Here is a 19777-nt window from a genome sequence, read left to right as displayed (position 1 = left end):
CACGTTGCATAACAATAAGAACGCAGGATGCAGCAATGACTGCCATGACACGCTGCCTGGACCGTCCTGGATTCATGCCCCGGCTGTCCGCCCATCATCTGCTGCGCCCCCGCCTGGCCGAGCCTTTGCTGGTGGCGCAGGCGCGCGTCAAGTTGTTGTGCGCCCCTGGCGGCAGTGGCAAGAGCGCGTTGCTCGCCGAGTGCGCGTTGCACGCGCCTGCGGGTTGCCAAGTCTATTGGTTGCCGCTCAATGGCGCGTCCCTCAGCCCTCTCGACCTGTGCCAGCGACTGGCGCAAAACCTGGGCCTGACGTTTACCGACGAAACTACCTTGCTGCTGGACCTCAGTCGTTGGCAGGCGCCGGCGTGGTTGTTCCTCGATGATTTCTGCCGCTTGCCCGCTCCCGACACCGACGCCTTGCTCGACCGCCTGCTCACCGCCAGCAGCCCGGCGCTGACCTGGTGGCTGGGCGCTCGAAGGCGTCCGACCTGTAACTGGCCGCGACTGTTGCTTGATGATGAGTTGCTTGAGTGCGGCGCTGAACTGGCCTTTACCCCTTCGGAAATTCAGGCTCTGCTCGGCCATGCGCCGGCTCAGTCCGTCGACAGCGTGATGCAGTTCAGCGCCGGTTGGTGCGCGGGTGTACGCATCGCGTTGCTGGGCGACGGTCATCCCGACAAGACGCTGCTCGACTACCTGCAACATGAACTCTTCAGCACGCTGCCGCCGGAGCTGGCCGAGGCCTGGCGCGTGCTGGCCCATCTGCCGCGCTTCAATGCGGGCCTGTGCGAGCATTTGTTCGGCGCGGGCGACGGTGGCCAGTACCTGCGGGATTTGCAGGCGCTCGGCGCATTTATCGAACCGTGGGAAGCCACTGACTGGCTGCAGGTTTTCCCGCCGCTGGCGCAACTGATGCACGACGAACCCTGGCCGGCCAAACGCTCCTGGCATCGTCGCGCTTGCCAATGGTTTTGCACCGAACAGGACTGGCAGGCGGCTTTCGAACAAGCGCTGCTGGCCGAAGAATATGAAATGGCCGTGAGCTTGTTGCAGCACTTCAGCTTCGAGGATCTGTTCCGCCAGCAGAACGCCGTCTTGCTGTTGCGCCTGCATGAGCAGCATGGCGATGAATTGATGCTCGGCTCGGCGCAGTTGGTGGGGTTGGTAACCGCCGCATTGCTGTTTGCCGGGCGCTTCGAACAGGCGGCTGCGTGCATCGATCAGTTGGCCCGATTTGCCCCGCAACCCTCGGCGGCGCAACAGCGTTATCTACTGGCGCGCTGGCAGGCGCAATGGGGCTGGTTACTGCACCTGGGCGGCGATGCCGAGGGCTCTCGTCTGCATTTTCTAGAGGCCCTGCAAGCGTTGCCCGACAGCGCCTGGACGTCCCGCTTGATGTGCCTGTCGGGCCTGACTCAGCAAGCCTTGCTGCGCGGCGAGCTGGACGTCGCCCAAGGCCTGAACCGTGAAGCGCTGTGCCTGGCGCGCGCCCATGGTTCGTTGCTGCTGGAGGCCTTGCTGGAACTGGATCACGCGCAATTGCTGGAACAGCGCGGCGCGCCGTATCGGGCGCAGAGCCTGTTGGAAACGGTGCAGGCGATGTTGCTCAAGCAGCGACTCAAGGCCGGGCCATTGGTGGGGCGCATTGCGTTGCGGCGCGGGCATTTGGCGCTGCGCCAGGGCCAGGACAGCCTGGCCGCCGAGTGTTTCGAGACTGGCTTGAAGATGTGCCTGCACAGCCAGGACAAGCGCGTGCTCTACGGATATCTCGGCCTGGCGCTGCTGGCTGCCAACCGGGGTGATTACGCCCAGGCGTTTATCCAACTGCGCGAAGCCGAACGGCTGATGCAGCAACGCCAGGTGCCGGACACTGTGTACCGTGCGGTGCTGTTGTTGGTCAGCGGGCATTTCTGGTTGCAGCAAGGCCGCGCCGAATTGACCGTGGAAGCAGTGCGCCGTGTGCTGCGCCACTTTCGTGGGCCCCAGGGCAAACAAGCGCCGCCGGCCACCCTGGAACTGATCCCGCGCCTGGAATACCTGCTGGTGCTGGCGGAGGTAAAACTGGGCTGCGCCGAGCAACCCATAGAACGGCTCAACGTGTTGCTGGCAACCACCCACCAGCGCGGCATGCTCTGCCTGGAAACCGAGCTGCACCTGGTCCTGGGTGAGGTGGCGTGGCAACTGGGCGACCCGGCCTTGGCGCGCCGTTCGCTGCAAACCGGCCTGGACCTGGCCGGACGTTGCCAGGTGCAACAAGCGATTCGCGAGCTGCGCTTGCGCTCGCCGGGACTGTTGAGCGAGCTGGGCATGGAGCCTCAGGCATCAACCCCCGGCACGCTGGAAAATCCTTTGAGCCAGCGTGAACTGGAAGTGTTGCAACTGATCGCCCAGGGCAGCTCCAACCTGGAAATCGCCGACCGGCTGTTTATCTCCCTGCACACCGTCAAGACCCACGCGCGGCGCATCCACAGCAAGCTGGGCGTCGAGCGGCGCACCCAGGCGGTGGCCAAGGCCAAGACGTTGGGCTTGATGGTCTAAATGAACGCCAGACGGTAGTCGCCGGGCGTAGCACCCATGGCCTGGCGGAAGCGATGGGTGAAGTGGCTGGCGCTGGAGAATCCGCACAGCAAGGCTATCTCGCCCAGGGGCAGGGCACCGCCGCGCAGCAGGCTTTGCGCACGACTCAGCCGACGCGCCAATAGATATTGATGGGGCGGCAGGCCGAAGCTTTGGCGGAACATCCGCGCAAAATGGTATTCCGACAGCGCGCACAGGCCAGCTAATTGGCCCAGGCTGATGGGGTCTTCCAGGTGCTGGTCGATGTAGTCCACCAACAACCGTCGCTGGTATGCCGCCAACCCCCCTTTCAAGCGCAGGCCTTCTCGGGCGCCTACCTGGCTGAGCAGGGTGTGGCTGAGCATTTCATGGGCCAGGCTGCTGGTCAGCAGGCGTTCGGCGGGCTCCTGCCAATTGAGCGCGATCAACTGGTGGAAACGTCGGGCCTGGCTGTCGTCTTGCAGAAAGGTGCTTTCGCGCAGCTCCAAGGTACGCGGCTCGCGGTCGAGCAGGGTGACGCAGCCCAAGGCAAATTGCTCGGGGCTGAAATACACGTGGGCCAGGCGGATTTCACCGTTGATCACCCACGCCGACTGATGCTCGGCGGGCAGGATGCACAGCTTGTCGGGGCCGCCCTTGGTGCCCGGCTGGTCACGCCGAAACGTGCCGGTGCCACCGCCGATGTAGCAGGACAGCGTGTGGTGGCTGGGCGCCTGGTAGTCCTGGGAATCGTGATGATTGCTCCACAAGGCCGCCGACAAGCCGTCACCGAGCTCGGCGCAGGCTTCAAGGCGTGCGTTGGGCGAACGGTTAAGCGCTTGAAAGACTTGCAGGGATTCCAGATCTGACATGGTGTGTGTTCTCCGACGCCTTGCATCCTACTCCGCACGGCAGGCGCTGTGAGCCCAGCGCCCGACAAAAGCGCAAGAATGTGCAAGAACGTTACGAACGTTGAAGGCGACACTGTGGCTCAATCGATGGAGCCCGCTATGAACCTTTCCCTGTATTTACTCACCGTGCTGATCTGGGGCACCACCTGGATCGCTCTCAAATGGCAATTGGGCGTGGTGGCGATTCCTGTGTCCATCGTCTATCGCTTTGGCCTGGCGGCGCTGGTGTTGTTTGCATTGTTGCTGCTCAGTCGCAAGTTGCAGGTGATGAACCGGCGCGGGCACTTGATCTGCCTGGCCCAGGGGCTGTGCCTGTTCTGCGTCAACTTCATGTGCTTCCTCACCGCCAGCCAGTGGATTCCCAGCGGGTTGGTGGCGGTGGTGTTTTCCACCGCCACGTTGTGGAACGCACTCAACGCCCGGGTGTTTTTCGGCCAGCGGGTGGCACGTAACGTGTTGATGGGTGGCGGTCTTGGTCTGGCGGGGTTGGGCTTGTTGTTCTGGCCGGAACTGGCAGGGCACACCGCCAGCCCGCAGACCTTGCTTGGTCTGGGCCTGGCGTTATTGGGGACGATGTGTTTCTCGGCCGGCAATATGCTGTCGAGCCTGCAACAGAAGGCCGGCCTGCGGCCGCTGACCACCAACGCCTGGGGGATGTTGTACGGCGCCTTGATGCTGGCGACCTATTGCCTGGTGCGCGGCATTCCGTTTGAGATGGACTGGAGCGCACGGTATGTCGGCGCCCTGTGGTACCTGGTGATTCCGGGTTCGGTAATCGGCTTTACGGCCTACTTGACCCTGGTAGGGCGCATGGGGCCGGAGCGGGCGGCGTATTGCACGGTGCTGTTCCCGGTGGTGGCGCTGAATGTGTCGGCGTTTGCCGAGGGCTACCAATGGACCGCGCCGGCGCTGGCGGGGTTGGTGCTGGTGATGCTGGGGAATGTGTTGGTGTTTCGCAAGCCGAAGGCGGTTTAACCGACGACTCCGATCCTTCAGGCAAAGCAGGTTTAGTGTGGGAGGGGGCTTGCCCCCGATGGCAGCGTGTCAGCCAGACCACTATCGGGGGCAAGCCCCCTCCCACATTTCCTGCATTTCATACATTTGGCCGAGTTGTCCTTGCTATTTGAGGCCAAGGCGCTTGGCCATGCGGCCCAGGTTGGCACGGTCCAGGCCCAGTTCGCGGGCGGTGCTGGCCCAGTTGTGCTGATGGCGTTCCAGGCAGGCGCTGATCACTTGGCGCTGGTAGGCCTCTGTGGCCTGGCGCAGATCGCCGGTAACGGCCAAGGCTGTTTCTGCCGCTGCTTCGATCACCGGTGCGCTGACATCGGGCAAGTCCAGATCCAGGGCACTCAAGCTCAGAATCCTCGGCCGCTCACGACAGCTCCCCAGTGCTTTCAACGCGCTGCGTCCGATCAAGTGCTCCAGCTCGCGCACATTACCTGGCCAGTTATAGGCCAACAGCGCCGCCTGGGCATCGCTGCTCAGGCGCAGACTGCCCAGGCCCATGCGTGAGCGGTTCTGCTCCAGGAAGAAGCCCGCCAGCAACAACACATCGCGCCCGCGCTCGCGCAGTGCCGGCACTTGCAGCGGGTATACGCTCAGGCGGTGATAGAAGTCGGCGCGGTAGCGGCCGTTGCGCACCTCGTCCGCGAGGTCGCGGTTGGTGGCGGCGATCAGGCGTACATCCACCTGGTGCTCCTTGTCCGAGCCCAGGCGCTGCAACTGGCCGCTTTGCAGCACCCGCAGCAGCTTGGCCTGCACGGTCAGCGACAGCTCGCCCACTTCATCCAGAAACAAGGTGCCGCCATTGGCCAGTTCGAACTTGCCGCGACGCTCGTTCAGCGCGCCGGTAAAGGCGCCGCGTACGTGGCCGAACAACTCGCTTTCCACCAGTGTCTCCGGCAGGGCGGCGCAGTTGAGGCTGATCAGTGGTTTGTCCGCACGATGGGAGGCCGCGTGGATAGCCTGGGCCACCAGCTCTTTGCCCACCCCGGTTTCGCCGGTGATCAGCACGGTAAGGTCGCTGCCGCCCACCAGTTTGATTTCTTCGATCAGGCGCTTGTGGCTTTTGCTCTGGCCGATCATTTCCTTGTGCTGCTGGCCGCTGGCCTGGCGGTAGATCTCGGCGCGCTGGTGCTCGTCTTCGGCGCGCAGGGCCAGGCGTTCGATGCGTTCGGCCACGTTGACGGTGGCGGCGGCGAGGCTGGCGAAGGCTTGCAGGGCGTCCAGTTCAACCCGTTCGAAGCGCTCGGTGTCGAGGGCATCCAGGGTCAGCAGGCCCCACGGCTGGTCGTCGATGAATAGCGGGCAGCCCATGCAGTCGTGCACTTGCAGGTGTCCGTGCAAGCCATCAACCAGGCCGTCGTAGGGGTCGGGCAATTCGCTGTCGCTGTCAAAGCGCGTCGGGCCGGGGCTGCCGAGCAGCACGGCGAAGCGCGGGTGCTCGCTGACCTTGAAGCGCCGGCCCAAGGTGTCGGCGCTCAGGCCATCGACCGCCAGCGGCACCAGCCATTCACCGTCCAGGCGCAGCAACGCGGCGGCGTCGCACGGCAGCAGGGCGCGCATGGCTTGCAGCAGGCGACGGTAACGCTCGCCTTCAGGCAGGTCACGGGACAGGTCGGCGACCAGGGGTAGCAGGGTGGTGAGCAGCGATTGCGCAGTCATAATGACTCCTTGTAGTCCTTATGACTATAAAGTGTAGGAAGTCATATTGACTATGTATTATTTAACTCATTGAAAAATATAGGTTTATAGGTTGGCACGAATACTGAGTAGCTAAGGGCAATCAGTAAAGAAGCCCAGGAGGCTCCCATGCTTAGTGCCCAAGACCGTGCCATCGTCAAATCCACCGTGCCCCTGCTGGAAAGCGGCGGTGAAGCGCTGATCACCCACTTCTACCGCATGATGCTTTCGGAGTACCCCGAAGTCCGTCCGCTGTTCAACCAGGCCCACCAGGCCAGCGGCGACCAGCCCCGCGCCCTGGCCAATGGGGTGTTGATGTACGCGCGGCATATCGACCAGCTCGATCAACTGGGCGACCTGGTGGCGAAGATCATCAACAAGCACGTGGCCTTGCAGATTCTGCCGGAGCATTACCCGATCGTTGGCGCCTGCCTGCTGCGGGCGATTTCCGAAGTGCTGGGCAGCGAGATTGCCACGCCTGAAGTGATGACGGCCTGGGGTAACGCCTACGGCCAGTTGGCAGACATCCTGATCGGCGCCGAAGCCGCCATCTACGACGAGAAAGCCCAGGCTCCCGGCGGCTGGCGCGGTGCGCGGCCGTTCCTGCTGGTCAAGCGGGTGGAAGAGAGCGACGAGATCGTTTCGTTCTACTTCGCCCCGGTGGATAACGGAGCGATTCTCGCAGCGGCCCCAGGCCAATACATCGGCATGAAGCTGGTGCTGGATGGCGAAGAAGTGCGCCGCAACTATTCCCTGTCGGCCTTGAGCGATGCGGGCCTGTACCGTATCAGCGTCAAACGCGAGGCCGGTGGGCGGGTGTCCAACTACCTGCATGACCAGTTGCACGTCGGCGCAACCATTGACCTGTTCCCGCCGTCGGGCGAGTTCACCCTGGCGGCCAGCGACAAACCGTTGGTGCTGATCAGCGGCGGCGTGGGCATCACGCCGACCTTGCCGATGCTCGAAGCGGCCTTGGCTACGCAGCGCCCGGTGCACTTTATCCACTGTGCGCGTAACGGCGGGGTGCATGCGTTTCGCGATTGGGTGGATGGCCTGGCGGCGCAGCACCCGCAGCTCAAACGCTTCTACTGCTATGCCGAGGACGACGGCATCAGCCCGGCGGCCGACAAGGTAGGTCTGCTGAATCAGGAACAACTGGCCGCCTGGCTGCCCGAACAGCGCGACCTGGACGCCTACTTCCTCGGCCCCAAAGGCTTCATGGCCGCCATCAAGCGCCACCTGAAAGCCCTGGGCGTACCCGAGCAGCAGGCCCGCTACGAATTCTTCGGCCCCGCAGCCGCCCTGGAATAGCCCTCCCAGAAATACCACTGTTCCAAATGTGGGAGGAGCAAGCCCGCTCCCACATTTTGATCTGTGTCCTGCCCGATTAATCCCCCGTTAACCCCCCTCTGTTTAAACCACTCCCTGTGTGTAAACTTGCGGCCATTGGCACAACCAAACAAAGGGATACGGGGATGAGTGACGAATTGCGTTTAGGCAGGGAGCGGCGCTTTCTGGTGTTGCTGGGCATCATCTGCCTGGCGCTGATCGGTGGGGCCTTGTACATGCAGGTGGTGCTGGGCGAGGCGCCGTGCCCGCTGTGCATCCTGCAGCGCTATGCCTTGTTGTTGATTGCGATCTTCGCCTTCATCGGCGCAGCCATGCGCACCAAGGGCGCCCTGACCTTTTTCGAAGGCCTGGTGATCCTCAGCGCCGTCGGCGGGGTGGCCGCGGCGGGACACCACGTGTACACCCAGTTCTTCCCGCAGGTCAGCTGTGGCATCGATGTGCTGCAACCTATCGTCGATGACCTGCCCCTGGCCAAGGTCTTCCCGCTGGGCTTCCAGGTCGACGGCTTCTGCAGCACGCCGTATCCGCCGGTGCTGGGCCTGTCCCTGGCGCAGTGGGCCTTGGTGGCGTTCGTGCTAACGGTGATCCTGGTGCCCCTGGGCATCTATCGCAATCGCCAACGCAAGGCCTGACCTCTTCCATGAAAACGCCCCGGTCCTTCTTTAAGGAGGGCCGGGGCGTTTTTGCCTGTAGGCTTTTGTGAACAGAGCGTGACGCCGGACAACGGTGGGGTGCGCGCAGCGTGCGACATGTTGTCACACGGAGGCCGCCGCAGGACGTTTCTGACCCGCCAAACCATCGCTTAAATTTGCAAAAAACGCCCAAGATGTGCTGTCAGTTCGTGGTTCGCGAGAGGCCATGCGCCTCACGCCGTACACGCCTTGGCGTGATGTCCGAATGCCTTGTTTTCTGGGGGGTTGGATAGGTTTTGCATGCCCTTACGCGATGTAAGGGCTGCGGCGGTTGCGCCAATAACACGGCAATTTTTGTGGTTTTTGTTGGGAATCTAACGCGATAAGATCGCGAACCCTTGCAATATGGGTGAAGGATTATTGCTGTAATCGATAAAAATTATTTCTTTATAAGACATGGTTTATACATCGCTAGCTAACTACAATCGCCCGCACTGAATGTCCGGTGCTGTTCAATATTTGAGCACCGGAGCGGTCGAGGGGCAGATGGATGGCTCTGTGCGACCCCAAGGTTCCGGCAGCCTTTCAACTATCCGCACCAAATGGAATTGGTCTGTAACAAGGCCTTTAACCACGAAATCGAATAAGAACTCACCGCAGGTCCGTGAAACGCTCCGTTATGGCGTGCCGGGCAGGCTCTTATTCAATCGAAGAGAAATGCCAACCCTTGGCAGGGTGAAGTGTTGGCGATCAAAACCCAACTGCATTGCGCAAGCTGCTTTAGAGGTCGTGAGATGAGTAAAAACAGGTACCCCCGATTACTAGGCTTTTTGCCGCTGCTTGGCATGATGTTAATGCTGGGAGGCTGCAAGTGGACCTTGATGGACCCGAAAGGACAGATCGGTCTGGATCAACGAAACCTGATCATCACCGCCACGCTGCTGATGCTGTTGGTCGTGGTGCCTGTGATCATCATGACCTTCGCCTTCGCCTGGAAATACCGCGCGTCGAACACCAACGCGACCTACGCGCCCAAGTGGTCGCACTCCACCAAGATCGAAATCGCGGTGTGGCTGGTCCCGATCCTCATCATCATCGCCTTGGGTTACATCACCTATAAGTCGACCCACGAGCTGGACCCGTACCGTCCGCTGGAGTCCGACGTCAAGCCGATCAACATCGAAGTGGTCGCGCTGGACTGGAAGTGGCTGTTCATCTACCCGGACCTGGGTATCGCCACGGTCAACCAGATCCGCTTCCCGGAGAACACCCCGCTTAACTTCCGGATCACCTCCGACGCCGTGATGAACTCGTTCTTCATCCCAGCCCTGGGTGGCCAGATCTACGCGATGGCAGGCATGCAGACCCGCCTGCACCTGATCGCCAACGAAAAAGCTGAAATGGAAGGCATCTCCGCGAACTACAGCGGCGCTGGCTTCACCGGCATGAAATTCAAAGCGATCTCGACGAGCCAGGAAGATTTCAACGCCTGGGTAGCCGAAGTCAAGGCCGCACCTAAACAGCTTGATCAAGCTGAATACGACGCCCTGACCAAACCAAGCCAGAACAACCCAGTCGCCCTGTACTCCACGTATGAGCCGAACCTGTTTCAGAAAATCGTCGACAAGTACGAAGGTATGAAGCCAGGCAAGCCGGTCAAGCACGAGAAGAAAGAAGTGGCCGCGGTTGAAGGTTCTGACACGGGCTCGCATTCAACTGCTGGGGCAGAGGAGTAAACGATGTTTGGTAAATTAAGTTGGGATGCGGTCCCGTTCCACGAGCCGATCGTAATGGTGACCATCGCCATGATCGCGCTGGGTGGTCTGGCACTGTTTGCAGCAATTACGTATTACAAGAAATGGACCTACCTGTGGACCGAGTGGCTGACGTCTGTCGACCACAAGAAAATCGGTGTCATGTACGTCATCGTTGCCATGGTCATGCTGCTGCGTGGTTTTGCCGACGCCATCATGATGCGTACCCAGTTGGCCATGGCCACCGAGGGTTCGCCTGGCTATCTGCCGCCTGAACACTATGACCAGATCTTCACCGCTCACGGTGTGATCATGATCATCTTCATGGCGATGCCTTTCTTCACCGGCCTGATGAACCTTGCCTTGCCGCTGCAGATTGGTGCCCGTGACGTTGCCTACCCGTTCCTGAACTCCCTGAGCTTCTGGCTGCTGGTTTCCGGCGTTGTGCTGATCAACCTGTCCCTGGGCGTCGGCGAATTCGCCAAGACCGGCTGGGTCGCGTATCCGCCATTGTCGGGCCTGCAATACAGCCCTGGCGTGGGTGTGGACTACTACATCTGGGCGCTACAGTTATCAGGGCTCGGGACGACATTGACGGGGGTCAACTTCCTGGCCACCGTCCTGAAAATGCGCGCCCCTGGCATGAAACTGATGGACATGCCGATCTTCACCTGGACCTGCACCTGGGCCAACGTCCTGATCGTGGCTTCGTTCCCGATCCTGGCCGCTACCATGGCGCTGCTGTCGCTTGACCGTTACCTGGATTTCCACATTTTCACCAATGAACTTGGTGGCAATCCAATGATGTACGTGAACCTGTTCTGGGCATGGGGTCACCCTGAGGTGTACATCCTGATCCTGCCAGCGTTCGGTATCTTCTCCGAAGTGATCTCGACCTTTACCGGCAAGCGCCTGTTCGGTCACCACTCGATGGTCTACGCATCGGGTGCGATCTCGGTACTGGGCTTCATGGTGTGGCTGCACCACTTCTTCACCATGGGTTCGGGGGCCAGCGTCAACGCCTTCTTCGGCCTGGCGACGATGCTGATTTCCATCCCGACGGGGGTGAAGCTATTCAACTGGCTGTTCACCATCTACCACGGTCGTCTGCGCATGACCAGCCAGGTCCTGTGGACTCTGGGCTTCATGGTGACCTTCGCCATCGGCGGCATGACCGGCGTACTGCTGGCCATTCCGGGTGCTGACTTCGTCCTGCACAACAGCCTGTTCGTGATCGCTCACTTCCACAACGTGATCATCGGCGGTGCGGTATTCGGTTACATCGCTGGTTTCAGCTTCTACTTCCCGAAAGCGTTCGGCTTCAAGCTGCACGAAGGCTGGGGCAAGGCTGCATTCTGGTTCTGGATCTCGGGCTTCTTCGTCGCGTTCATGCCGCTCTATGCACTGGGCTTCATGGGCATGACCCGTCGTCTGAACGCTACTACCAACCCTGAGTGGGTGCCGTACCTGTACGTCGCCATGTTCGGTGCGATCATGATCGCCGTGGGTATCGCCTGCCAGCTGATCCAGCTGTACGTGAGTATCCGTGACCGTAAGCAGAACGCTTGCGACTCCGGCGACCCATGGAATGGCCACACCCTGGAATGGTCGACTTCGTCGCCACCTCCGTTCTACAACTTCGCCGTGATCCCTACTGCGAACACCATTGATGCGTTCACCGAAGCCAAGGAAGACGGTACTGCGTACCAGCGTCCTAAGCACTACGAGCCGATCCACATGCCAAACAACACCGCCACTGGCGTGGTGATGGGTGCGCTGTTGACCGTGTTCGGTTTCGCGATGATCTGGCACATCTGGTGGCTGGCAATCGTGGGCCTGGTTGGCACTATCGGTTACTTCATCGTTCACGCCGCGCGTGACGATCAAGGCTACATGGTGCCGGTCGAGACGATCGAACGCATCGAAGCCGAGCAACACGCTCGCCTGGTAGCCGAGAAGAAGATCCCGGCCAACCGTGTAGAAACCTCGTTGGAACAGGCTTAAACCATGTCGAACTTAGTGACCAATGCTGGACACGCCCATGTCGATGACCATGGGCACGATGACCATCACCACGACTCGGGGCCGATGACCGTTTTCGGTTTCTGGCTCTACCTGATGACCGACTGCATCTTGTTTGCGTCGATCTTCGCGGTGTACGCGGTACTGGTAAACAACGTAGCGGGTGGCCCGTCGGGCCACGACATCTTCGAACTGCCTTACGTGCTCGGCGAAACCGCCTTGCTGTTGTTCAGTTCGATCACCTACGGCTTCGCCATGTTGGCCTTCTACAAGGGCAACAAGAAAGGCGTACTGAGCTGGCTGGGCCTGACCTTCCTGTTCGGCCTGGGCTTCATCGGCATGGAGATCAACGAGTTCCACCTGCTGATCTCCGAAGGCTACGGCCCGCACCGCAGCGGCTTCCTGTCGGCGTTCTTCACGCTGGTCGGCACCCACGGTCTGCACGTAACTGCCGGCCTGCTGTGGATGGCGGTGATGATGTATCAGGTCAATAAGCACGGCCTGACCAACACCAACAAGACCCGCCTGAGCTGCCTGAGCCTGTTCTGGCACTTCCTGGACGTGGTCTGGATCTGCGTCTTCACCGTTGTTTACCTGATGGGGACTCTGTAATGGCTAATGCACACTCCCATGACCATGACAGCCATGATGCGAGCCACGGCAGCGTTAAGTCGTACGCCATCGGCTTCATCCTGTCGGTAATCCTGACGCTCATCCCGTTCGGTCTGGTGATGTACCCGACCCTGCCCAAGTCGATCACCTTGATGATCGTGCTGGCATTCGCGGTGATTCAGGTTCTGGTTCACCTGGTGTACTTCCTGCACCTGGATCGTTCCAAGGAACAGCGCGATAACGTGATTGCGTTCGTGTTCGCAGGTCTTGTGATCCTGCTGCTGGTTGGCCTGTCGATATGGATCATGTTCAGCATCCATACGTTCATGATGGCGAAGTGAGGTAAGACCCGATGTCGCTTAAGCACTTTATCCAAATCACCAAACCGGGGATCATTTTCGGTAACGTGCTTTCTGTGGCGGGCGGTTTCTTCCTGGCCTCCAAGGGACATGTCGATCTGGCCATCTTCCTGGCTGCGATGATCGGCACGTCCCTGGTGGTTGCTTCCGGTTGTGTCTTCAACAACTGCATCGACCGTGACATCGATATCAAGATGGAGCGCACCAAGAATCGCGTGCTGGTCCAGGGCCTTATCTCCCTGAAGCTGGCACTGATCTTCGCGACCGTCCTGGGTGTTGCCGGTGTGGCCCTGTTGTACAAGGTGGCCAACCCGTTGGCGGCGCTGTTTGCCGTGATCGGCTTTGTCATCTACGTCGGCCTCTACAGCCTGTACCTCAAGCGCAAGTCGGTTCACGGCACGCTGGTGGGCAGTCTGTCGGGGGCGATGCCGCCGGTGATTGGTTATGTGGCTGTGACCAATAGCTTCGACATGGCTGCGCTGGTGCTGCTGGTGATGTTCAGCCTGTGGCAGATGCCGCATTCCTACGCCATCGCGATCTTCCGTTTCAACGACTACCTGGCTGCTTCGATTCCGGTCCTGCCGGTCAAGCGTGGCATCCAGGTCGCCAAGAAACACATCCTGCTCTACATCCTGGCCTTCCTCGTGGCGACCTTGATGTTGACCTTCAGTGGCTACGCCGGCATGAGCTACCTTGCCGTCGCCGCGGCCATGGGCATGTACTGGTTGTACATGGCCTGGACCGGCTACAAGGCGGTGGACGACACCGTCTGGGCGCGCAAGCTGTTCGTGTTCTCGATCTTCACCATCACCGCGCTCAGCGTGATGATGTCCCTGGATTTCCAAGTGCCGAAAGAGCTGTTGCTGACCTACGCACACTGAGTGCCTGAGCAGTAAAAAGGCCCCGCCTTCGAAAGAAGCGCGGGGTTTTTTATTGAGTGAGCTTTAAACTATGCCCAAATCCTACCTATGCAGGACGCAGAACGATGACTAAAAAAGCTGTAATCGTATTCAGTGGCGGACAAGACTCCACCACCTGTTTGATCCACGCACTGCCGCACTACGATGAAGTGCACTGCATTACCTTCGATTATGGCCAGCGCCATGTGGCAGAAGTCGAAGTCGCCCAGCAGCTCGCCAGTCAGTTGGGGGCCACCGTTCACAAAGTGATGGACGTGTCGTTGCTCAATGAGCTGGCCATCAGCAGCCTGACCCGCGACAACATTCCTGTGCCGACGGTGAACAGCTCAGGTGAAAGCCTGCCCAGCACCTTTGTGCCGGGGCGCAATATTCTGTTCCTGACCCTGGCGGCGATCTACGCCTACCAGGTGAAGGCCGAGACGGTCATCACCGGCGTGTGCGAAACTGACTTCTCCGGTTACCCGGACTGCCGCGATGAATTCGTCAAGGCGCTGAACCAGGCACTCAAGCTGGGCATGGAATACGACGTGCGCCTGGAAACCCCACTGATGTGGCTGAACAAGGCCGAGACCTGGGCCTTGGCCGACTACCACCAGAAACTGGATCTGGTTCGCGAGCAGACACTGACCTGTTACAACGGCGTCCTTGGCACTGGCTGCGGCGAGTGTGATGCGTGCAACCTGCGCGCACGGGGCTTGAATGATTACCTGCAGAACAAGACGGCTGTCATGCAGAACCTCAAGCAAAAACTGCAGCTCGACATGATCCCCATGTAGATCCCGTCTTGCCGGGCCGGCCTCGGCAGCTGCTACGACCCAAAACGTGCAGTTGCCCGGTGAGGGATTTGCCTGGATCAGGCCTTGGCGTTGGTCAGGTAGCGCTTGAACAGCGAACGCGCGCCATAAGCCGGCAGGATATTGAAGAACGCAAAGCCCACCTTAATTGCGATCTGCACATAGATCATGCTCAGGATATCGCTGGTCTGCATGGCGCCGTAGAACGCGATAAAGCAGAACAGGAAACTGTCGATAATCACCGCGAAGAACGTACTGAGGAAGATGCGCAGGTACAGGTACTTGGAGTTGGTCAGCTCTTTGATCTTGCACAGCAAATACGAGTTGATGTTTTCCGACACCAGGAACGATATCGAAGAGGCGATCAGCACCGACGACACCTGCACAATCACATCGTTGTAGGGGCCGTCGAGCTTCCATCCAGGTAAACCGGGCAGGAAGGTCGAGCCGTAGAGCAAAACGATGATCATCGCGTTGCTGGCAAAGGCAAACAGGATGGCCTTTCTGGCGAGCCTGAGGCCGAAGTTTTCGTTGAGCAGGTCCACGATCAGGAAGGTCAGCGGATACAGGAAAGTGCCCGGCGTCACGATAATGTCGAGGGACTCGATGTAGATCGGTTTAGTCGCGGCAATGCTGGTGAAGATATAAAAGGTGAAGAGCAGCAGGTTGAGGACGATGTAGACCATCCACGAACTTTCATTGCGGTCGTTGAGGTCGTACGCCGTCACCGTACCGGCCTGGGAGTAGTACTTCTTGTACAGGTTTTTAACTTCCATTTTGTTCAGGTTATCCATGATTTCGCTGTTTAAGACTTCGCTCAACTTGACCCTAATGATCTTGCCCGTGGCGATGATCATGATCACCGCCAGGCGCTTGTCATTTTCGAAGCCAAGCAGTTTGTATTTACTGTTTTCGATCTCGCTTTCATACGTGGTCATTGAAGCGCTCCTCAATGATATCCCCCAGGACACACAGTTGTTCTGAGCTGGCGCAGGCTTCACGGCTGATGAACAGCGTTTGGGTGGCCCGGTCGAACACCAGTTTTTCCTTATCGTCGCTGGACGAACCCTTCTGGATGATCAACAGGTCGCCTGGCTCATTCACGCCCGGTATGGCGCGCTCCAGTTGCACGCCGATCAGGTTATGGGAGGTGCCGAAGTAGTACGTGAGCGGGTAGAGGATCGCCAGTTCGCCAATACGTTTATCCAGGTGCTGCATGACCTGGCTTTCCTTGAGCACCGGCACGGCTGCGGGGTTCATGTTGCCTTGGGGCGAGGCACTGCTCTCGATGATTTCCTTGGCTTCAAAATCGATGGTCTCGATTTCTTCGTAGGACACACCGAAAAAGTCGGAAATCTTGCGCAGGGTCGCCTGCTGAACGTTGACGACCTTGCCTTCGAGGATGTTGTAGATCGTGGTGCGGGTCAGGCCGGCGGCGTTGCATAGCGACAGCTGGGTCTCACCACGGCTCTTGATCAAGTACTTGATGTTGCTCTTCAAGTGCTCGGTTTTTTCTCGTCTGTGCATCACGCGCTCACCACTTCCCTATAGTAAAAACCGTTGCGTTGAAGATGCCGTACAGATTGTTCAGCAAAAAAAGCCCATCCAGGGCGTTCCAGGCATCGCGGCGGGCGCAAGTGTTGCACGCGTGCGGCCTAACAATAAAGTCCCGGATGCGCGTCAGCGCCTGCGCGCAGGGCAAATGGCCATCCGCTCGGTAAAGGGGGACAAAAGCGAACATTTAATTTGGAAAATGTTTAATTTCCTGTTTAATTGAACGCCACGGTTCAGGACGAACTGACACGCAGCGACCAAGGAAAGGACACCCCCCCGATGCCCGTCAATACCGTACACCTGCAGGATCAGGCCGATCTGTTGCGCCGAGGCATGGCGGACCTGCGCGCCGAGGACCTGGAGTTGGCGATGCTGCTGGACGCCGAAGTGGCGCGCCAGCACCGCACACTCTCATTGGTCGCGTCCTCCTGTGCGGTCAAGGCCCGTACTTTGGTGGCCTCCGCGTCTGCACTGGTCAACGTCACCGCTGAGGGCGCGCCCGGCAAGCGTCATCGCGCCGGCTGTGAAAACGTCGATCTGGTCGAGTCACTGGCGATCCGCAGGGCGCGTGAACTGTTCGACGCCCACTACGCCGGCGTGCAGTCGCACTCGGGCTCCAATGCCAATGCCCAAGTGCTGTCCGCCCTGCTGGAACCAGGGGACACCTTGCTGGGCATGGCCCACGATCACGGTGGCCACCTGACCCACGGCAGCCCTGCGGTGTTTACCGGCGCCTACTACAAGGCAATTCGTTACGGCACCACTGCCGAAGGCCTGATCGATTACGAGCAGGTGCGCACCCTGGCGCTGGCCCATCGTCCACGCATCATCATTTGCGGTGCATCGGCGTATTCACGTGTGCTGGATTTCGAGCGGTTTCGCGCCATTGCCGACGAGGCGGGCGCGATCCTGCTGGCCGATATTTCCCATATTGCCGGGCTGGTCGTGACCGGTCGGCACCCCAGCCCGATCAACGCGGCGCATGTCACCACCACCTGCACCCACAAGCAGCTGGGTGGCCCACGTGGTGGTCTGATCCTGTCCGGCCGCGACGCCCATACCAAGGTGCCGGGCTTGCGGGCGACCTTCAGCCGTGTGCTGGATCAAGCCGTATTTCCGCGGATGCAGGGCGCGCCGGCGGTCAATATGATCGCCGCCAAAGCCGCCGCGCTGGGCTACGCGATGACAGCGGAATTCGACGTCTGCATGGGGCGTGTTCGCGCCCTTGCCGACGAAACGGCCTACGCCTTCCAGGCCCATGACTATGAAGTGGTCGGCGGGCGCAGTGAAAACCATACCGTGCTGATCCGTCTGCGCGGGGATATGACCGGTGCCATCGCCGAGTCGGCGCTGGAAGGCTGCGGAATCGTGGTCAGTAAAAGTCGCGTACCTGGCGAGACCCGTTCGTCTGCCGTTACCAGTGGCCTGTGTATCGGCACCGGCTCCATGGCGCAACGCAATGTCGATGCGCAGGGCTGCCGGCAGGTCGTCGATCTGGTGTGCCGGGTACTTAGCCAGATCACGCCGCTTGGCGAACACGAATACCATGTCGAGCCCGCTGTGCAGTTGCAATTTCGCGCTGAACTTGAGCGTTTGTGCGCCCAATACCCCATCGCAGACTACTGGGAGCACTGAAACCCGCCCATGAAAAAGCCCCGTCGTCGAAAGCCGTACGGGGCTTTTTCATGGGCGCTCGGTTAAATCAGCCGACCCTTGTCTCGTCATATTCATCTATACGAGCAGTGCGAATCCATCATCCGCCTACAAGGAGTAGTCACCATGGTCAGCGTCAGTCGTCGATCCCTTCTCGCCCTCGGCGCCGCCCTGCCTTTGCTCGGACGCCTGGATTGGGCGGTTGCCGCGTCGCCGTCGGCCAAGACTGACAAGGTGTTGCTCAACTACAACGAAAGCCCCTACGGGCCTTCGTCGGCGGCCCGCGAAGCGATGCAGCGCGGCATCGCCACCGCGGGGCGTTATCCCTATAAACACATGTACGCCTTGGCTGAGTTGTTTGCCCAGCAACAAGGGATTGCCGAAGAAAAGGTGGCGGTGTTTTCCGGCTCCATGGCAGCCCTGCGCTACGCGGTGCTGGCATTTACCAGCGAAACCCGCGGCCTGGTGATGGCTACGCCGTCCTACGAAGTGCCGCGCCAGTCCGCCGAATCAAACAAGGCGCCGGTCAAAGAAGTCGCCCTCGACGGCGAGCATGCCCACGACATCCCGGCCATGCTGGCGGCTGACCCCCAGGCCGGCATGCTCTACCTGTGCAACCCCAACAACCCGACGGGCACCGTGACGTCGACCGACGCCATCCGCCAGGCCCTGGCGAACAAACCCAAAGGCTGTGTGCTGGTGGTGGACGAGGCCTACATCGACTTCGCCGAGGCCCCGAGCGTGGTGAGTTGGGTCAAGGACCACGACGACCTGCTGGTGCTGCGCACCTTCTCGAAAATCTACGGCATGGCCGGCGCCCGCCTGGGCCTGGCAATCGGCCATCCAGCATTGCTGGAACGCCTGGCGGTGTTTGGCGGCGACAACGTCCCGGCCGGCTCGTCCTTGCTCGGCGGCCTCGCCAGCCTGGAAGATGTGAAGCTGCTGCCACAACGCAAGGCGCTCAATGCCCAACTGCGCGAAGACACCATTTCCTGGCTCAAAGGCAGTGGTTTTACCTGCACGGCATCCCAGGCCAACTGCTTCATGATCGACGTGAAGCGCCCGGCAGAGCAGGTCATCGACGCACTTGCCGGCCATGGCGTACTGATCGGGCGTGTGTGGCAAAACTGGCCGCAGTGGGTGCGAGTGACGGTGGGGAACAAGCGAGAAATGGCGCGGTTTCGCGAGGTATTTGCGGCAACGGTCTAACGCAGTATTGAATTCATGTGGGAGGGAGCAGCTCCTCCCACATTCAGTTCAGTGGTGTCACTGTTGCGCGATGCTGTATCCATCAAACGCGCTCTGCTGCTGCAGTGCGCTGATCACGCTCTTGCGGGTCAGCGGCTGTTCAGCCCCCGAGTTATCCACAAAGCTCTCGACTTCCAGCTCGGCTTCATCGCCTTCACCCACAAAGCTGAAGCCCAGGAACTCAAACGCCTCGCGGTCGATGTTCAGCTTGGAGCGTGGCGTGCGCAGTGGCAGGGTGACGCTGATGCCGTCCTTGCTGATCACAAACACCTCGGCTTCTTTCTTGGGACGGGAAGCCTTGCCCTTGCCGGCGCTGGGGTTGCTGATGGCCTGGTGAGACTGGTTCAGCACCTTGAGGGCCAGGCCGTAGACCAGCTCCTGGAACTCGGGGTCGTCCTTGAAGCTGGACAGGATGCGGCTGATGGAGAATTTGCTGCTCAGGTCTTCCAGCGCGATGTTGTCGGCGGCTTCGGCGTCCTTGAGCTGCTTGAGCTGGCCCATCAGGTCGTAGGCCTTATCGTCATCGAACGCGTCGTGGGCCTGGCGGATGGCAAGGCGCAACTCGCGGATCTGGTCGCTTTCCTTGGAGGTGTGAAACGCGTCCAGCACCATCTCGCTGATGATCTTGGCGGCTGGCACATGCTGTGAAAGATTGATGGCGTTTTCGTATTCAGCTTTGGCGTGCAGGGCGACTACGGATTCTTCGGTGGAGTGTTCGGTGTAAGAATCGGACATTGAAATTTCACTAATTC

The 19777-nt window shown here is 60.0% G+C and carries 17 protein-coding genes; 12 read left to right on the top strand and 5 right to left on the bottom strand.

The window, feature by feature from the left end:
* The first annotated feature begins 35 nt into the window (after positions 1 to 35).
* Positions 36 to 2537: a LuxR C-terminal-related transcriptional regulator gene (locus EJD88_RS07610; RefSeq protein ID WP_158877534.1), complete on the top strand. Its 2502-nt coding sequence runs from the start codon at positions 36 to 38 to the stop codon at positions 2535 to 2537.
* On the opposite strand, the gene EJD88_RS07605 is transcribed toward EJD88_RS07610, so the two are convergent.
* The gene (locus EJD88_RS07605; protein WP_099587273.1) at positions 2534 to 3406 is read right to left on the bottom strand and encodes an AraC family transcriptional regulator; all 873 of its coding nucleotides are present in this window, start codon (positions 3404 to 3406) and stop codon (positions 2534 to 2536) included. The two genes, EJD88_RS07610 and EJD88_RS07605, sit on opposite strands and share 4 nt — an antisense overlap.
* Before the next feature lie 138 nt (positions 3407 to 3544).
* Between EJD88_RS07605 and EJD88_RS07600 the strand changes: the two genes are divergently transcribed.
* Entirely contained in the window at positions 3545 to 4420 is an 876-nt protein-coding gene (locus tag EJD88_RS07600; RefSeq protein WP_158877532.1) for a DMT family transporter, read from the top strand.
* A gap of 144 nt (positions 4421 to 4564) precedes the next feature.
* Here EJD88_RS07600 and norR read toward each other — a convergent pair whose 3' ends face one another.
* The gene (gene norR, locus EJD88_RS07595; RefSeq protein WP_158877530.1) at positions 4565 to 6109 is read right to left on the bottom strand and encodes a nitric oxide reductase transcriptional regulator NorR; all 1545 of its coding nucleotides are present in this window, start codon (positions 6107 to 6109) and stop codon (positions 4565 to 4567) included.
* A gap of 147 nt (positions 6110 to 6256) precedes the next feature.
* Between norR and hmpA the strand changes: the two genes are divergently transcribed.
* The 8 genes from hmpA to queC all read left to right on the top strand — a co-directional run bounded on the left by hmpA (position 6257) and on the right by queC (position 14552).
* Positions 6257 to 7438, top strand: coding sequence for an NO-inducible flavohemoprotein (gene hmpA / locus EJD88_RS07590; RefSeq protein ID WP_099587276.1), 1182 nt, complete (start codon positions 6257 to 6259; stop codon positions 7436 to 7438).
* A gap of 164 nt (positions 7439 to 7602) precedes the next feature.
* A complete protein-coding gene (locus tag EJD88_RS07585; protein WP_032885619.1) occupies positions 7603 to 8109 on the top strand; it encodes a disulfide bond formation protein B in 507 nt (168 codons plus the stop codon).
* A gap of 794 nt (positions 8110 to 8903) precedes the next feature.
* Positions 8904 to 9845, top strand: a complete 942-nt coding sequence (cyoA, locus tag EJD88_RS07580) for a ubiquinol oxidase subunit II (RefSeq protein ID WP_043205874.1) — start codon at positions 8904 to 8906, stop codon at positions 9843 to 9845.
* Between the two features lie 3 nt (positions 9846 to 9848).
* Positions 9849 to 11867, top strand: a complete 2019-nt coding sequence (cyoB, locus tag EJD88_RS07575; RefSeq protein ID WP_033896216.1) for a cytochrome o ubiquinol oxidase subunit I — start codon at positions 9849 to 9851, stop codon at positions 11865 to 11867.
* 3 nt (positions 11868 to 11870) lie between these two features.
* Positions 11871 to 12497 (top strand): cytochrome o ubiquinol oxidase subunit III, encoded by a 627-nt coding sequence (locus tag EJD88_RS07570; protein WP_017734786.1) that lies wholly within the window; start codon positions 11871 to 11873, stop codon positions 12495 to 12497.
* Positions 12497 to 12838 carry a cytochrome o ubiquinol oxidase subunit IV gene (cyoD, locus tag EJD88_RS07565; protein WP_010206434.1) on the top strand — a complete coding sequence of 114 codons (342 nt, stop codon included), beginning with the start codon at positions 12497 to 12499 and terminating at the stop codon, positions 12836 to 12838. Before EJD88_RS07570 ends, cyoD begins: the two co-directional genes overlap by 1 nt.
* Before the next feature lie 11 nt (positions 12839 to 12849).
* Entirely contained in the window at positions 12850 to 13737 is an 888-nt protein-coding gene (gene cyoE, locus EJD88_RS07560; protein WP_019817484.1) for a heme o synthase, read from the top strand.
* Between the two features lie 104 nt (positions 13738 to 13841).
* Positions 13842 to 14552, top strand: a complete 711-nt coding sequence (gene queC, locus EJD88_RS07555) for a 7-cyano-7-deazaguanine synthase QueC (protein ID WP_158877528.1) — start codon at positions 13842 to 13844, stop codon at positions 14550 to 14552.
* A 77-nt stretch (positions 14553 to 14629) separates the two neighbouring features.
* Here queC and EJD88_RS07550 read toward each other — a convergent pair whose 3' ends face one another.
* Both EJD88_RS07550 and EJD88_RS07545 read right to left on the bottom strand, forming a co-directional pair.
* Positions 14630 to 15508, bottom strand: a complete 879-nt coding sequence (locus EJD88_RS07550) for a queuosine precursor transporter (RefSeq protein WP_099587279.1) — start codon at positions 15506 to 15508, stop codon at positions 14630 to 14632.
* Positions 15495 to 16097, bottom strand: coding sequence for a helix-turn-helix transcriptional regulator (locus tag EJD88_RS07545; RefSeq protein ID WP_158877526.1), 603 nt, complete (start codon positions 16095 to 16097; stop codon positions 15495 to 15497). Before EJD88_RS07545 ends, EJD88_RS07550 begins: the two co-directional genes overlap by 14 nt.
* Before the next feature lie 306 nt (positions 16098 to 16403).
* Here EJD88_RS07545 and glyA point away from each other — a divergent pair, with 306 nt between their 5' ends.
* Both glyA and EJD88_RS07535 read left to right on the top strand, forming a co-directional pair.
* On the top strand, positions 16404 to 17759 hold the full coding sequence (gene glyA, locus EJD88_RS07540; protein WP_158877524.1) for a serine hydroxymethyltransferase: 1356 nt from the start codon (positions 16404 to 16406) through the stop codon (positions 17757 to 17759).
* 144 nt (positions 17760 to 17903) lie between these two features.
* The gene (locus EJD88_RS07535; RefSeq protein WP_158877522.1) at positions 17904 to 18986 is read left to right on the top strand and encodes a pyridoxal phosphate-dependent aminotransferase; all 1083 of its coding nucleotides are present in this window, start codon (positions 17904 to 17906) and stop codon (positions 18984 to 18986) included.
* Positions 18987 to 19043: 57 nt separating this feature from the next.
* Here the strand turns inward: EJD88_RS07535 and EJD88_RS07530 are convergent, their stop codons facing one another.
* A complete protein-coding gene (locus EJD88_RS07530; RefSeq protein ID WP_158877520.1) occupies positions 19044 to 19760 on the bottom strand; it encodes a hypothetical protein in 717 nt (238 codons plus the stop codon).
* Between the last annotated feature and the right edge of the window lie 17 nt (positions 19761 to 19777).

The organism is Pseudomonas sp. PB105, from assembly GCF_009764655.1.
In the GTDB taxonomy this organism is placed as follows: Bacteria; Pseudomonadota; Gammaproteobacteria; order Pseudomonadales; family Pseudomonadaceae; genus Aquipseudomonas; species Aquipseudomonas cyclaminis.
The sequence above is the reverse complement of the archived record's forward strand: the minus strand, read 5'-3'. Positions and strand labels throughout refer to the sequence as shown.

Excerpts from the sequence above, each read along its gene's own strand:
- EJD88_RS07610 (WP_158877534.1), top strand. The coding sequence starts at position 36 with ATGACTGCCATGACACGCTGCCTGGACCGTCCTGGATTCATGCCCCGG.
- EJD88_RS07605 (WP_099587273.1), bottom strand. The coding sequence starts at position 3,406 with ATGTCAGATCTGGAATCCCTGCAAGTCTTTCAAGCGCTTAACCGTTCG.
- EJD88_RS07600 (WP_158877532.1), top strand. The coding sequence starts at position 3,545 with ATGAACCTTTCCCTGTATTTACTCACCGTGCTGATCTGGGGCACCACC.
- norR (WP_158877530.1), bottom strand. The coding sequence starts at position 6,109 with ATGACTGCGCAATCGCTGCTCACCACCCTGCTACCCCTGGTCGCCGAC.
- hmpA (WP_099587276.1), top strand. The coding sequence starts at position 6,257 with ATGCTTAGTGCCCAAGACCGTGCCATCGTCAAATCCACCGTGCCCCTG.
- EJD88_RS07585 (WP_032885619.1), top strand. The coding sequence starts at position 7,603 with ATGAGTGACGAATTGCGTTTAGGCAGGGAGCGGCGCTTTCTGGTGTTG.
- cyoA (WP_043205874.1), top strand. The coding sequence starts at position 8,904 with ATGAGTAAAAACAGGTACCCCCGATTACTAGGCTTTTTGCCGCTGCTT.
- cyoB (WP_033896216.1), top strand. The coding sequence starts at position 9,849 with ATGTTTGGTAAATTAAGTTGGGATGCGGTCCCGTTCCACGAGCCGATC.
- EJD88_RS07570 (WP_017734786.1), top strand. The coding sequence starts at position 11,871 with ATGTCGAACTTAGTGACCAATGCTGGACACGCCCATGTCGATGACCAT.
- cyoD (WP_010206434.1), top strand. The coding sequence starts at position 12,497 with ATGGCTAATGCACACTCCCATGACCATGACAGCCATGATGCGAGCCAC.
- cyoE (WP_019817484.1), top strand. The coding sequence starts at position 12,850 with ATGTCGCTTAAGCACTTTATCCAAATCACCAAACCGGGGATCATTTTC.
- queC (WP_158877528.1), top strand. The coding sequence starts at position 13,842 with ATGACTAAAAAAGCTGTAATCGTATTCAGTGGCGGACAAGACTCCACC.
- EJD88_RS07550 (WP_099587279.1), bottom strand. The coding sequence starts at position 15,508 with ATGACCACGTATGAAAGCGAGATCGAAAACAGTAAATACAAACTGCTT.
- EJD88_RS07545 (WP_158877526.1), bottom strand. The coding sequence starts at position 16,097 with ATGCACAGACGAGAAAAAACCGAGCACTTGAAGAGCAACATCAAGTAC.
- glyA (WP_158877524.1), top strand. The coding sequence starts at position 16,404 with ATGCCCGTCAATACCGTACACCTGCAGGATCAGGCCGATCTGTTGCGC.
- EJD88_RS07535 (WP_158877522.1), top strand. The coding sequence starts at position 17,904 with ATGGTCAGCGTCAGTCGTCGATCCCTTCTCGCCCTCGGCGCCGCCCTG.
- EJD88_RS07530 (WP_158877520.1), bottom strand. The coding sequence starts at position 19,760 with ATGTCCGATTCTTACACCGAACACTCCACCGAAGAATCCGTAGTCGCC.